The organism is Paenibacillus sp. UNC499MF (assembly GCF_900107975.1).
Classification (GTDB): domain Bacteria; phylum Bacillota; class Bacilli; order Paenibacillales; family NBRC-103111; genus Paenibacillus_F.
Genome location: NZ_FNVF01000006.1, coordinates 16,382 through 30,099 on the forward strand (window position 1 = coordinate 16,382; position 13,718 = coordinate 30,099).

General features: G+C 55.5%; 12 protein-coding genes. 3 read left to right on the top strand and 9 right to left on the bottom strand.

Annotated features, from left to right (window positions below):
- Positions 1–160 precede the first annotated feature (160 nt).
- Positions 161–973: a pyridoxine/pyridoxal/pyridoxamine kinase gene (gene pdxK, locus C4S74_RS14425; protein ID WP_103996005.1), complete on the top strand. Its 813-nt coding sequence runs from the start codon at positions 161–163 to the stop codon at positions 971–973.
- A 120-nt stretch (positions 974–1,093) separates the two neighbouring features.
- Here pdxK and C4S74_RS14430 read toward each other — a convergent pair whose 3' ends face one another.
- The 6 genes from C4S74_RS14430 to C4S74_RS14455 all read right to left on the bottom strand — a co-directional run bounded on the left by C4S74_RS14430 (position 1,094) and on the right by C4S74_RS14455 (position 7,725).
- Positions 1,094–2,236, bottom strand: a complete 1,143-nt coding sequence (locus C4S74_RS14430; RefSeq protein WP_103996006.1) for a hypothetical protein — start codon at positions 2,234–2,236, stop codon at positions 1,094–1,096.
- Between the two features lie 25 nt (positions 2,237–2,261).
- Positions 2,262–2,798 (bottom strand): NAD(P)H-dependent oxidoreductase, encoded by a 537-nt coding sequence (locus tag C4S74_RS14435; RefSeq protein ID WP_103996007.1) that lies wholly within the window; start codon positions 2,796–2,798, stop codon positions 2,262–2,264.
- A gap of 44 nt (positions 2,799–2,842) precedes the next feature.
- Positions 2,843–4,492, bottom strand: a complete 1,650-nt coding sequence (locus C4S74_RS14440) for a DHA2 family efflux MFS transporter permease subunit (RefSeq protein ID WP_103996008.1) — start codon at positions 4,490–4,492, stop codon at positions 2,843–2,845.
- 14 nt (positions 4,493–4,506) lie between these two features.
- A complete protein-coding gene (locus C4S74_RS14445; RefSeq protein WP_009672433.1) occupies positions 4,507–5,157 on the bottom strand; it encodes an efflux RND transporter periplasmic adaptor subunit in 651 nt (216 codons plus the stop codon).
- A gap of 6 nt (positions 5,158–5,163) precedes the next feature.
- Positions 5,164–5,604 (bottom strand): MarR family winged helix-turn-helix transcriptional regulator, encoded by a 441-nt coding sequence (locus C4S74_RS14450; RefSeq protein WP_103996009.1) that lies wholly within the window; start codon positions 5,602–5,604, stop codon positions 5,164–5,166.
- A 246-nt stretch (positions 5,605–5,850) separates the two neighbouring features.
- The gene (locus C4S74_RS14455) at positions 5,851–7,725 is read right to left on the bottom strand and encodes an LTA synthase family protein (RefSeq protein ID WP_103996010.1); all 1,875 of its coding nucleotides are present in this window, start codon (positions 7,723–7,725) and stop codon (positions 5,851–5,853) included.
- Positions 7,726–8,042: 317 nt separating this feature from the next.
- Between C4S74_RS14455 and C4S74_RS14460 the strand changes: the two genes are divergently transcribed.
- Positions 8,043–8,717, top strand: coding sequence for an SOS response-associated peptidase (locus C4S74_RS14460; RefSeq protein WP_103996011.1), 675 nt, complete (start codon positions 8,043–8,045; stop codon positions 8,715–8,717).
- 99 nt (positions 8,718–8,816) lie between these two features.
- Here C4S74_RS14460 and C4S74_RS14465 read toward each other — a convergent pair whose 3' ends face one another.
- The 3 genes from C4S74_RS14465 to C4S74_RS14475 form a co-directional block, all read right to left on the bottom strand.
- On the bottom strand, positions 8,817–10,157 hold the full coding sequence (locus C4S74_RS14465; RefSeq protein WP_103996012.1) for an MFS transporter: 1,341 nt from the start codon (positions 10,155–10,157) through the stop codon (positions 8,817–8,819).
- Between the two features lie 153 nt (positions 10,158–10,310).
- A complete protein-coding gene (gene gluQRS / locus C4S74_RS14470; RefSeq protein ID WP_103996013.1) occupies positions 10,311–11,285 on the bottom strand; it encodes a tRNA glutamyl-Q(34) synthetase GluQRS in 975 nt (324 codons plus the stop codon).
- A gap of 45 nt (positions 11,286–11,330) precedes the next feature.
- A complete protein-coding gene (locus tag C4S74_RS14475; protein ID WP_103996014.1) occupies positions 11,331–12,149 on the bottom strand; it encodes an EcsC family protein in 819 nt (272 codons plus the stop codon).
- Between the two features lie 178 nt (positions 12,150–12,327).
- On the opposite strand from C4S74_RS14475, the gene C4S74_RS14480 reads away from it, so the two are divergent.
- A complete protein-coding gene (locus tag C4S74_RS14480; RefSeq protein WP_103996015.1) occupies positions 12,328–13,614 on the top strand; it encodes an MFS transporter in 1,287 nt (428 codons plus the stop codon).
- Positions 13,615–13,718 lie beyond the last annotated feature (104 nt).

The window sequence follows — 13,718 nt, forward strand, 5'->3', positions numbered from 1 at the left end:
CAGGTGAGAGCCAGATCCGCAGAACCAGCGGGCGCCTCCGGCGTATTGCACATTTTCACGCGGTGCCGTAGGATAGAGAGTAGACGATTTTCGAGCAGGATCGTTATAAACCGCACCTCTGATTCGACACCGAAGACCTTATCGCAAGGAGGACAAGACTATGTACAAAGCATTAACGATTGCGGGTTCCGACACCAGCGGAGGAGCCGGCATCCAAGCCGACCTGAAAACGTTCCAGGAGCGCGGCGTATACGGAATGACTGCACTGACCACGATTGTTACGATGGACCCGCATAACGGCTGGGCCCATCAGGTTTTCCCGATTTCCACCGAGGTGCTCGCGCCGCAGCTGGAGACGGTTCTTCACGGAGTCGGCGTGGATGCCATGAAAACAGGCATGCTCGGTTCCGTTGAAATCATTGAGCTGGTAGGCCGCACCATCGACCGCGAGAACGTCGGAAACGTCGTCATCGATCCGGTTATGGTCTGCAAAGGCAACGACGAGGCGCTTCACCCCGAAACGACCGTCAGCCTGCGTGACGTACTGGTGCCGCGTTCCACGATCGTGACGCCGAATCTGTTCGAAGCGGCCCAGCTTAGCGGACATTCTCCTCTGCGCACCGTGGAAGATATGAAAGAAGCGGCTACTGCCATCAAAAAACTGGGTGCCAAATACGTGCTCGTCAAAGGCGGTGGCAAGCTTCAGCACGACAAAGCGGTCGACGTCTTGTACGACGGGGAAACGTTCGAGCTGCTGGAATCCGACCGCATCGAAACAACGAATACGCACGGCGCAGGTTGCACGTACTCGGCGGCGATCACAGCCGAGCTGGCGAAAGGCAAATCCGTAAGGGAAGCCGTCCACACGGCGAAAGCTTTCATCACCGAAGCGATCCGCCATTCGTTCCCGCTGAACCAGTATGTCGGCCCGACGCTTCATTCGGCATACCGGGTATACGGCGGCGGAAACTAAGCCCAAACTGAGCCGTCATTCGTCACTGACGGGACCGGATGATACCACAAAAAACCCGCATGCGGAGAAATCTCCGTACGCGGGTTTTTTTGTGTGCTGAACGACCGATGAACTCGGCTATTACTTGCGGTTGTCCGTTCCGCCGCTGCCGGCGTTTTTCGCCGCTTCACGGAACATGTCCCGCAGTGTATCCCGGTACTTCCGGTCGTCGTATTTCTCGTCCTTCCGCGGCTCGGGCGCGGTTTCCGTCTCCGGTTCGGGACGGAGTCCGCGGCGCAGCGCTTCGCGGTAGTCCATGTCCGAATGCGCGCCGTCGTCTCCGTCGGCCGCACCGGCGGGAGCCGCAGCGGCTCTTTCGCCGGCATGCGGCGCAGGAACGCCGGACGGCGTGCGGTCCGCAGCCGGGGTGGAGCCGGCTGCGGCCGCAGGAGCCGCGTCCGACGGCGCCGCCGGTTCAGGCGGAGCTTCGTCCGCCCGAGGGCCGGCGGCACCGTCCGCGCCCGCCGCTTGCAGCGGTTCGGCGCTGCGCTTGCGGTCCGCGAAGGGGTGCAGCTGCAGCCCCGGCTCGGCCGAAGCGGCCGGGCTTTCGGCGGCACCGCCGCCGGAGTGCGCCGCTGCAAGTGTGCCTGCCGCGGGCTGTGAGCCAGCTTCGTGCGGCAGCTCCGCCGGCAGCGGCGCCTCGGCAGGCCGGGTCTGCGCCGCCGAACGGATGCTGCCGCCGCGCAGCGACGCTTTGCGGCCGTGCGTGTGGCCCGCATGCCGCTGGCTGCGTGGAGGCAGCTCGGGCTCGCCCTCCGGCTGCTGCGCAAGCGGAGGGAGGGGCTCGTCAGCCGCCGGCGCGAAACGTGCCTCCTCCAGCTCTTCCGGGGAAGGCGCTGGAGCGGCGTCCGGACTTGCGACGGCGGTTTCAGGCGCCTGGAAAGCCGCCTGAACGGCACGTTCCGGAGCCTGGTCTTCAGCCGGGCGTCCGGGGGCCATGCCGGCATGTGAAGCGTCCGCAAGGTCAGGAGAAGCAGCGGCTGCAGGAGCTTCGGCAGAAGTGCCGGAATTGACTGCAGGAGATTCTCCCCGCGGTTCGGCGGTTTCGGCAGCGCGGTCGTCCGTTAAGTTGCCGCCCTTGCCGCCCCGGTTTTCCGAAGCTTGGTCTTCGGCCGGTTTCTCCGGCTGCCGGTTTTGCGCCGACTTGCGGAACAGCTTCAGATTAACCGGGATGAGAACCAGAAGGCCGATGACCACAATGGCCAGAAAATAAAATAAGTCCAACGGGTATCATCCTTTCCTTAACGCTTTAGGCTAGCTTTCGGGCGATATCGGCAACCCGTTTGCCCAGGGCGCGTCCCAGAGCCAGGTCCGACTCGGTCGGCAGGTTGGGAGGCGCATCCTTGGACGTCTCGACCGGACAAGTGATGCCCACGCCGTAGTAGGAGCCGTACAGCACGTTTTCCGGCACGTTGCTCGGCAGGCCGACGATAATCATACCGTTGTGAAGCATCGGTGTGATCAGGTTCCACAGCGTCATTTCTATGCCGCCGTGTACGGTTGCCGTCGTGCAGAACGCGGCGCCGACTTTGCCGATGAGCTCGCCTTTGGCCCACATGTAGCCGAGCTTGTCGATCCAGCTCTTGAGCCCGGAGCTTATCGTTCCGAAATGGCCCGGACAGCCCCATATGATGGCATCCACGTCTTCCAGCTCGCTGATTTGTGCTTCGTTGACGTGGCGGAGAAGAACCTCGGCCTCCGGATGACCGGCGGCGCCTTCCGCAATGGAGCGGGCAAGCGCTTCGGTATGGCCGCTCTCGCTGTCGTACACTACATAAATTTTCATAATAGACGTCCTTTCCGTGACAAGGTCAAATGGAAGCGCGGATGTCAGACCCGCGCCGTTTGTCCGCTCGTTTCCGTCAATTCAATCGGTTCGGCCGGCTTTTCGGCCATTTTTTTCTTGGCGGTTTTGCCGTGAGCGACGCGGCGGAAGAAGAAGGATACGATTAATGCGACTATCGTAAGACCTGTTGCAACGACGAAGGCGTCGTTAATGCCTTGAATGGTCGATTGTTTCGTAACGAGCCCGTACAGCATTTGGCTCGCATACGCTTTGCCGGCCGCGAGAGACTGGCCCATCTGCTGGGCAAATGCGGCGCCCATGCTTTCCAGACCCGACGGATTGTAGTTCGGATTGGACAAGGACAGGTCGTTCGCATATTGGCCTACATGATAGGTTGTGCGATTTGTCATGATGGTAACCAGAACCGCCGTTCCGATTGAAGAGGCGATCTGGCGCGCCGTGTTGGAAGCGGCCGTGCCGTGGCTGGCCAGCTCTCTCGGCAGCTGATTGAGCCCAGTCGTCATGATGGTCATCGCAATGAACGACATGCCGAACATACGGATCGTGTACAGCCACATCAAGGTCGAATAGGTCGTATCCGCGTTAAGATGAGCGAATTCCCAAGTCGTGATGGCCGTAATCGTAAGACCGATAAAAGCGAGCGGCTTAATGCCGAAACGGTCGAACAAGGCGCCGGAAAGCGGCGACATGATACCCATAAGAAGTGCGCCGGGCAGCATAAGCAGACCCGCTTCCATCGGGCTGTACCCCCGGATGTTCTGAACATAGATCGGAACGAGGATAGACGCCCCGAACATGGCCATGTTCACGATACAGCTCACGACGGTGCTCAGTGAAAACATGTTGTACTTGAAAACCCGCAGATTCAGAAGCGGGTTTTTGGCAGTCAGCTCGCGCACGATGAACAGGGCGATGAAGACGACCCCGATAATAATGGTCGAGACGACGGGAACGGAATCCCAGCCTTTGCTGCCGGCTTCGCTGATTCCGTAAAGGAGCGAACCGAAGCCGATCGTCGAAGTGACGAACCCGAGGAAATCGAAAACGGGCTTCGTTACTTTCGTGACGTTTTTCAAAACTAGAAATGCAAAAATAATATCGAGAATGGCAATCGGCATGGCCACGTAGAACAAGATTCTCCATGTCCAGTGCTCGATGATCCAGCCCGACAGAGTAGGGCCCACGGCAGGAGCGAAGAACATGGCGATCCCGATCGTACCCATAGCTCGTCCCCGTACCTGCGGAGGATAGATGTTCAGAATAACGGTCATCATGAGCGGCATAATAATACCGGCGCCCGCGCCCTGTACGATACGGCCGATCATCATTATGGTGAAGTTCGGCGCCATGCCGCATATCAAACTGCCGACGGTAAAGGAAATCATCGCGGAGATGAATAGCTGGCGGGTCGTAAACGTACCGATCAGGAACGCGGAAATCGGAATAATAATCCCGTTAATCAGCATGTAACCGGTGGACAGCCATTGAATGGTGTCCGCAGACGCATTGAAATCATTCATCAAATGGGGCAGGGCCACATTGAGAAGCGTCTGATTAAGAATGGTGACGAAGGCACCCAGAATTAAAACGAGAAGCACCGTACCACGATGCTTCGTCATGTCTTCTTCGGGTTCTTTCTCCTTATAGACAACTAACGCTTTTGTTTCAGACATTCCTTAATCGCTCCTTACTTATGGATGCGGACCTCGGCGCTCATACCGGGTACAAGTGCAACCCCTTGATTATCGGTCAGCATGATTTTAACCGGGACAACTTGAGTGACTTTCGTGTAGTTCGCGTTGCTGTTGCTTTGCGGAAGCATGGAGAACGTGCCGGCAGTAGCCTGGCCGATCTGGTTCACGGTTCCGGTCAGCGTATTGTTCGGGAAAGCATCGACATAGATATCGACGGTTTGGCCGACTTTCACGTTTTTAAGCTGTGTTTCTTCGATGTTGGCATTAACGAAGAGGCTGCCCATGTTGTAGGCATAACCGAGCGGTGTGCCGGGAGCCACGGTTTCATTGTCATAAGCGCTTGTCTGTACGACAGTGCCGTCGGCAGGCATAGACACGTTCACGGCTGTAGTTCCTTGAGCTCCGGCCGTTTGAACGGTACCGATGACGTCGCCGGCTTTAAACACTTGGCCGACTTTGCCTTTCCAGTCTTCAAGTTTGCCTGTCGCGGGAGCGGTAATCAGCATCTGCTGGCCGGCAATCTGCGCATTCTCGGTTTTGATATAAGTGGTCGACTGATTATAGAAATAATAGCCGGTAACAGCGGCGACAATTAAAACAATAATGACAACTACGTTGGTGATAACGATTCTGGTGTAACCCATCTTACTTTATTCCTCCTTGGCATTTAGCTGATCTAAAATTTTTTGGTGCGTGTCCAGCATGTTTTGAATCTCCTGAGGCGGGACTTTCAAAATCCGCACAAGCTGTTTATAAAGATGCGAATCTTCATTCATTGACAGCTTTACCTTCTCCGTACCTCTTTCGGTCAAGTTTAATTTGACGTTCCGGCGGTCTTCGTCGCTGCGGATCCGATCCACAAGTCCCATTCCCACCAATTGTTCGATGGCTACGCTGACCGAGCTGTTCGTCTGCTGCATGCGTTCGGCCAACTCCGTCACATTGGTGCCGGGACAATTTTTCAGGAGCCGGAGAATCGTGAACTGCACATGGGATAACCCCACCGCTTCCGCATTCGTGCGAAGGATACGCTTGATTGTCTGATTAACTTCACGAAAAGAAGTATAGATGGGGTAAAGCGGGCTCTCCATGCTCTCGCCTCCTATCGTTGCACTGTTTAATGATTCACAAGTGAAACATTCGATAGTCAATATTATGCTACGGAACAAATGACATGTCAAACATATCAAAACGGAAGTTTCTCCACATCTATCCAGCTATCTATTCAGACCCGTCCAAAGCCGTTTTTCGACAAAAAGAAAGAAGGCGTCGCCCCGGGGGACGCCGCCTTCTTGGCAGGTGCTGGAATAAATCCGGTTCCTGCACCTGTAAAGTACTTATTTGCGGACGGGAAGCAGCTTCACATATTCATCCGAAAGCTCCATCAGGTCCATAATGTAGTCATAATCTTTGCGGTACTGGCTGATATCCGCGACAGGCTGGTGCGTTTTTAGCGAGACCGCGGTCCCGTCGTCAAAGCCTTCGCCCGGTACGAACAATACATCGTTGTTGACGAAGGAGCCGGTCGGCAGGTAATACCGGATTCCGGACACGTTCTTCGTAACGTTGAGCAAATCGTGCCCGAACGGCACAATGCCTGCTTCCTCCATACGGATGCCGAGCAGATTGGCTACGGTCGGCATAATGTCCAACTGGCCGCCGGCCGTTTCGATCTGAGCACCTTGCTGGGAAGGGGCGTGGATAATGAGCGGAATATTGTAGCGGGAAATCTGCTCATGGTAATCGATTCCGAGCGCCTCTTTGACCATCTTAGGATCGTTGTCCTGCGGCTGCAGGCCGAAGTGGTCCCCGTACAGCACGAGAATCGTTTTGTCCCACATGCCGTTCTCCTTGAGCTGGTCGATCAGGGTCCCGAGGGCATAGTCCGTATAATGGACGGCTTCCAGATAGTCCCCGAGCTGCTTGCCCTTGATGTTCTCCGGCAGATCCAGCGTCTGTTTATCCGCGGGTATTTTGAACGGATGGTGGCTGGATGCCGAGATGAACTGGGCGTAGAACGGCTGGTTTTCGTTATTCAGTTCCACGAGACGCTTCATGCCGGTGCGGTACAATTCTTCGTCGGATGCGCCGAAAGCATTGAAGTTGTCGTTCGTGAACGAAGGCTTATCGAAATACTGCTTAAATCCTAGAGCGGGATACATTTTGTCCCGGTCCCAAAATTTGACGTCATTGACGTGAAACGTATTCGTTTCGTACTGCAAGGCGTTAAGCGCTCTCGGCAAACCGGGCAGCTCGCGGTTGTTGAAGCCGCTGGACATGGCCACGGTTGCGGTCGGGTAAATGGACGTATTGGAAATAAACTCGGCGTCCGAGGTATTGCCCTGCCCGACCTGCTGGAAGAAGTTGTTGAAATAGAAGCTGGACTTGACCAGCTCATTCATGTTCGGCGTGATCGCCTGGTCGTTCACTTCCAGATTGATCGGGAAGTTCTGGAACGCTTCCAGCTGGACCACGATCACGTTTTTCCCTTTTTCCGTGCCGAAATAGTTAGGCGCCGCCCCTTGCGCCAATGGGGCGCTGCGAGGGTAAGAGGCTTCCAGCTCCGTCAGATTTTGCTTGACTTCGGCAATGTCCGCATAATTGGTCCGGTTGGCGCGGAGCCCGTCAAACAACGAAACGGCCTGATAAGCGAAGAAACCGAGTTCTTCTCCTTTTTTCAGTTCGTTTTTGGTGCCGGAAGCGGCCGCAATGGAAGTAGAGGCCAGCAGTACGCTCACGATCATGAGCGCATAGGTAACCGGTGACGGAAGCCGGAAAGGCACGTAATTTCTCTTCGGTTTTTTACGCACGACGAGCTTGAACAGCAGAACAACGAGAATATCCGCGAAGAACAGCAGGTCCTCCGGTCTCATAATCGAACGTACGGATGAAGAAACTTGTCCCACTTGATTTAGCTGCTTTAACGTTGTGTAGATGGGAACTGTTCCAAAATTTTGAAAGTAAATAGCGGATGCGAGTAATGCCAAACTGACTAAAATGTTGAAAATCCAGAAAAGTGCTGTTTTTACACGCCCGGGCCGGAAAAGCTCGATAAGACAGGCTGCTACCATCACATCGAAGGCGTCTATTAAAATTTTGTCCAGGGTCAGTTTGTCATAGACCAAGATCCGGAACAGTGCCATCTTGGCAAGCAGCAGCACGATCGTCCAAACAAACATGCTTTTATACCATTCTTTCCATCGAATGCTCATGCAATAGGCTCCTTTCCTTTCGATCTATACTTTTATACTAGAAAAATATTAAGGAATTATGAACGTGTCCCTTTTCATGTAAATCCAAATCATGGATAACAGACTTTTATTGATGAAATACCCATTCATATGTAAAACGCCTGTTAAATAGCAAGGGAATGCCAAACCCCATATTCTTCTGGACTATTGTACCCCAAAAAGCGGCATCCACCAAATTTTTTGTATGAAAATGTCGGTAAATGTCTAAAAAAGGAAAAATAAATAGAATATATTTCCTGGAGCGCGGCACAATAAAGCGCAAAAGGATGGTGATTTCCATGTGCAAACAATATTCGCTGACCGCCGATATCAAGGAGATTCAAGACCGGTTCTCCGTGGATAAAGTAGCGGTTCCCTACAAAGCGAGGTATAACATCTCGCCCCGGCAGCATGTGCCTGTAATCGTTTCCGTAAACGGGGAGCTTGTGCTGGACGAATACCGCTGGGGATTCGTTCCGTTTTGGGCAAGAGACGCGGTCAACGCGGACGGGATGTCGGTACATCAGGACCCCGCCTACCGTAAAATTTTTATGCGGCAGCGCTGCATCGTTCCGTGCTCGGGTTTTTATTATTGGAAGACGGAAGGGAAGAAAAGCTTTCCCGTTCGCGTGGTGCCCCGGAATCGTGAAGTGTTCGGCATTGCCGGTTTGTATGATGTGTGGAGCGACCCGAGAGGGAAGGAGCTTCGGACCTGTACGCTGCTGATGACGGAATCGAACGCGTTGATTACTTCCTTCCATAACCAGATGCCGGTTATTTTGAATCAGCACTCGACCGGAGACTGGATGTCGCAGGGGGCGATAGACACCGATCGGCTCATCCCGCTGCTCAAGCCTTTTCCTGCCGAAGCGATGGAGGCCTATCCCGTCACGCCCGCCATTTCCAACCTCGAACTGGACGAATCGCATTGTATAGAGGAGATGAATTTAAAAGTCGCCTGGATAAAAGAGTGATAGATGAGAGCCGGGAAATATGAAGTGAATGAAGGAACAATATGTAGATAAAAGCTTCTTAAAAGAGGAGGCTTGTCCTTGGGACAAGCCTTTTCGTTTTCAGGCGGGGGAAGCCTCCGGTTTGGGCCGGGGCTCTTCATCCGTGGAGGGATGAATGGCAAACAGAGCGAGCAGAGCTGCCAGCAGACAGGCCGCGCCGAGTACATAGAACAGAATACCCGGATATTTGGTCAGCAGAACGGATACGACAGGCGGACCGATGGCCACACCGATGAACCGCATGGAGCTGTAGAAGGAAGAAATCGTGCCTCTCTGGGCTTTGTCGATACCCGCGGTAATAAAGGCATCCAGACAGGGAAGAGCGAGTCCGATGCCGATTCCGAGCAGGGAAAGCATCGTAAGCAGGCCGTACAGCGAATTGAAGAAAAGGCAGCCGACCGTCGCTCCCAAAGCAAGCAGGCTGCCGATAAACGTCAGCCATTTCATCCGCTTCTTATGCTGGCCGATGATTTTGCCGGTAATAAAAGACGTCAGGCAGAGAAGAGTCAGCGGGATTGCCAGAACGCATCCTTTCAGAATGCCGTGCAGTTTGTACTTCTCTTCCAGCAGCTCCGACAAATAAAAAAGAGCTCCGAAAAGCAAAAACATACAGATGCAGCCGATGGCGAAAATGGCGTACAGCCATCTTCCGTTTTTGGAGAAGATCCATTTCAGGTCTTTCAGAAATACGGGAAGAGAGATCGGTGCTCCGTCGGTGTCTTCCGATTTTTTGGACGGCCCCTTCGCCGGCTTCCCGGTTTTGTCCGCACGTTTTTCTTCCGCCTTCGCTTTCTTTTGGTCCGGGCCGGCTTCCTTGCCGCCGTTTTTCTCCGGCTTTTTCACGAGAAAAAGGACCATCAGAACGGAAATCAGGCAGAAAACGGGAATGGCCATAAACGGCAGGAACCAGATCACGGCGGCCAGGGCGGATCCGAGGATGGGGCTGAGCACCTTGCCTCCCGTATTGGCCGTTTCGATTACGCCAAGGCCGCTGCTGACGTCGCTTTCCTTTGTAAACATGTCTCCGACCAGAGGCATGGCGACGGGAGCCGCGCCCGCGGCCCCTATACCCTGCAGCAGACGGCCGAGCAGGATCGTTATATAGGGATTGGGCATGAACCAGGCTGCAAATCCGCAGACGGCGCCGCCAATGCCGGCGATAATCAGACTGGGGATGATGACGACTTTACGGCCGTACCGGTCCGACAGGAACCCGGCGACCGGTATAAGGATAATCGCTGCAATCGAATAAACCGTAATAAGCAGACTGACCTGAAACGAGGTCACGTGAAGCTTTTCACGGATTAAAGGCAGGATAGGAATTAACATGGAGTTTCCAAGAGTCATGATCAGCGGGATGGACGCCACAGAAATGAGATCCCATTTTTTTTTCGCCTCCATAAGGCGGATTCACTCTCCTCGGTTGAATTCCTTAGGATCTCCGGTGATCCGGTCGCCAAAGCTAGGAATACTTTGCGCAGAGGAGAGAGATTTTATCCCGCCAGCCGGAGACGATTTGCCGCGGCTTCCCGAACGGGTGGGAGCGAACACATCTCAGCCGGCGGACAGCAGCCGCAGCAGCTGCCGGTTCAGCTGCACGGGGTGACGGGGAAACGCCGCCAGCCGGAAATTTCCCGTGAGCTCCGAAGCCTGAACAGGCTCCGACCGATCGATGAGGCCGGACAGGAAGGCCAGTACGCCGAGCAGCGTCTCGGGCGGGACTCCCGCGCGGCGGATAGCGGACACGGACAAGGAGCCGTGACGCTTGGACAAGCGCTGGCCGTCGGGCCCGTAGAGCAGCGGCACATGCGTGTAGCGCGGCGGCTCGTACCCGAGGGCCCTCAGCAGCATCAGCTGGCGCGGGGTGGAGTCGAGCAGATCCCAGCCGCGCAGGACGTCGGTGATGCCCATGGCGGCATCGTCGACAGCCGCGGCAAGCTGGTAAGCGACGATGCCGTCCGCCCGCTGCACGACGAAGTCCCCTCCGGCCCCGCCGGGGAAAATTTGCGCTCCCGCGGCCAGATCGCGGAAAGCGACATCCTCCGGAGGCATCGCGAAGCGGAGAGAGGGCGCTTTGACCGCCGCCCGCGCCTCACGCTCGGCCTTCGTCAGCGACCGGCACGTGCCGGGATAGGCGGGCCCTTCCGAGGAGAGGCCGTGAGGGGCGCTGGAGATGGCGTGAAGCTCGGCCCTGCTGCAGTAGCAGGGGTACAGATGCCCGCTCTCCCGCAGCTTCCGCAGCGCCTCCTCGTAGAGGTGCCCACGGGCACTCTGCTCGTAAGGCCCGCCGGGGCCGCCCGCGCCCGGGCCTTCGTCCCAGAGGAGGCCGAGCCACCGCAGGTCTTCGGTGATCTGTTCGGCCAGCTCGGGCCGGCAGCGCGGCTGGTCGATGTCCTCCATCCGCAGGACGAACGTACCGCCCGCCGCCCGGGTTTGCAGCCAGGCGAGCAGGGCGGTACGGGCGTTGCCGATATGGAGTTCGCCGGACGGAGTAGGGGCGAAGCGCCCCCGTATTTCACTTGAGCTCATTGTGGTTACGCCCCTTTCATACGAGATATCTATGAAGATACTCCTTTAAGAGGTTTGATTCAACCTTTCGAGAATGCGGCGCTTGCGGTACAGCATTTTGCCGGCCTCGGCGACGTCCCGGATCGTGCCCCGGTTAAAGTAAGCCCCGAACAGCATGCCCGCAATCGGAATCATCTGGAACAGCTTTTTCCAGCCGAAATTATCCCGGTACGTCGTGACGACTTCACGCCAGCCCTGGAGCTGGGAGACGGACTGCCGGCCCTCTTTGTCGTAATCGGACAATTTCTCCAGGACGGCTTTCTTTCCCACGATATCGGATGACGAAAATTGCAGGCAGTTAATAATAAAAATGCGCTCCTTCTTGTCGTTGGGGTCGTAGCCGTAGCAGACGGCGATTTCCTGGAGCACTTTCAGGGAAAGGCCCAGCAGGGCGGGAATATCGATCGCCAGTGTAAAAATGCCGCCGAACCCCGTGGTGGCTCCTTGCACGGTCGCGAGCGCGGATCTGGATTCGGACAAGGAATCCGCGGCCCGGTCCATGACCGCAAGGGGAAGATGCGCGGCTTCCCGGATGGATGGGACGTCTTGGCGGGCGTCTTTGTCCTCCGCCGTATGCCTGGAAAGATGTTCGAGCACGCCTTTCTCCGAAACGAGGTATTTTCCTCCGGTTTGAATGTAGCTTCCCATTTCATCGATCAACTGTCCGATGCGGTCTTGAAGGAAACGCGGGGTAACCTTGTCCAGCAGGGCGAAAGGGAGGCGGCTGAGCTTTTCCCAGAAAAAGATATCTTTCTGTTCGTTTTCCCATCTATGAATTTCGTTCAATTGTTTGAGAAGTTCGTCTCTGGTTTCAGCCGGTTGCATGGCCGGACCTCCTTGTTTTGATGTCGTTTTGTCAGGTAATACGCTCAAAAGAAGTAAAGCGGTTCAGAAAAGGGGAAATCCGCTGCCATTCATTTACCTTTTTTAGCGGGGAACGATTTGATAAACTGGGGAAACGAAAAACAAGCACCCAGTACCGACGGAAGATGAGGAAACGGATATGAGATTCAGAGATTTTCACCCCAATGTAAAAATCAGGATAACGCTGCACTTTGTGACGGGCATTCTAAGCGGCATGGTTCTGCCGTTCATGGCGGTTTATTTCGCCAAAACGCTCGGAACGACGATAGCCGGATTAGCGGTTATGGGCAACATCACCGCAGGCGTCGCCGCGACGTTTATCGGCGGCTATTATGCGGACCGCATCGGACGCAAAAAACTGATGCTGGTCAGCGAACTCGTCTGCACCGCCGCTTACGCCGTAATGGCCGCCGCGAATTCGCCCTGGTTTCAGTCGCCGTACCTGACCTTGGCGATGAGTCTTGTCATCGGTGCCGCCTGGGGACTGAGCAAGCCCGCCGCGGACGCCATGCTCATCGACGTAACGGAGCCATCGGCCCGTAAATTTATGTACCGCATTACGTACTGGCTGAATAACTTGTCCATCTCGATCGCCGGCATTATCGGAGCGTTCCTGTTCAGCTCCCACCTGTTCGAATTGTTAATCGGGGTAGCGGCGGTCACGTTCGTCTCTTACCTCGTTACCCTGATCCTGTTGACTGAAACGCTGCAGGGACCTGCTGCTCCGGCGGAGGGGGAAAGCATCCCGGCGAAATCCGGCGGGCCTTTTCACATTCTGAGAAGCTACGGGGAAGTGTTCCGCGACCGGACTTTTATGATTTACGTACTGGCCAGCCTGCTCCTGGTTTCGGTGGAGTTTAATTTGACGGAGTATATCGGAATACGCCTGGAGAGGGACATTCACGGAGCCGTTCTGCTGCCGGGCATGACGAGCTTGAACGGTCTTGAGCTTTTGGGCATTTTGAGAACCGAGAATACCTTCGCCATTGTTGTTCTTTCGCTGTTTACCGGTTTTCTGCTTAAAAAATACAGCGGCACCCGCACGATGTTCGTCGGTCTCTTCCTGAACATTGCGGGGTACAGCTATCTGGCCATGGGCAGTCATCCGTGGGCCCTTCTAGTCCTGATGCTGATTGCGACCGTCGGCGAGCTGGTCTATGTTCCGATCAAGCAGGCTTTTCTCGTGAACATCGTTCCCGACCATGCGCGCAGCTCGTATATGGCGGTCAACGGGATGCTGTACAGCGGCGCCCATTTTATATGCGCTATCAATGTCGTGATCGGCGGGTTCCTGCCCGCGTGGGCGATGGCTCTGGTGCTTTTCGCGACAGGAGTTACCGGAATGCTGCTGCTGGGCTCCATTCTGCCCAAGCTTGCGCCCGTCTCCCGAGCGGCCGGTAAAAGCAAAGTCGCTTCCGCTTTGTAGGGGAGGAAGACTCTGCGCGAACTGCCCGCCAAAAAACGGCGATGTCCCGTATAATCGAACTATGCCCCACAAGCACTGAATAAAGCTCTTAAAAAGCGTCTAGC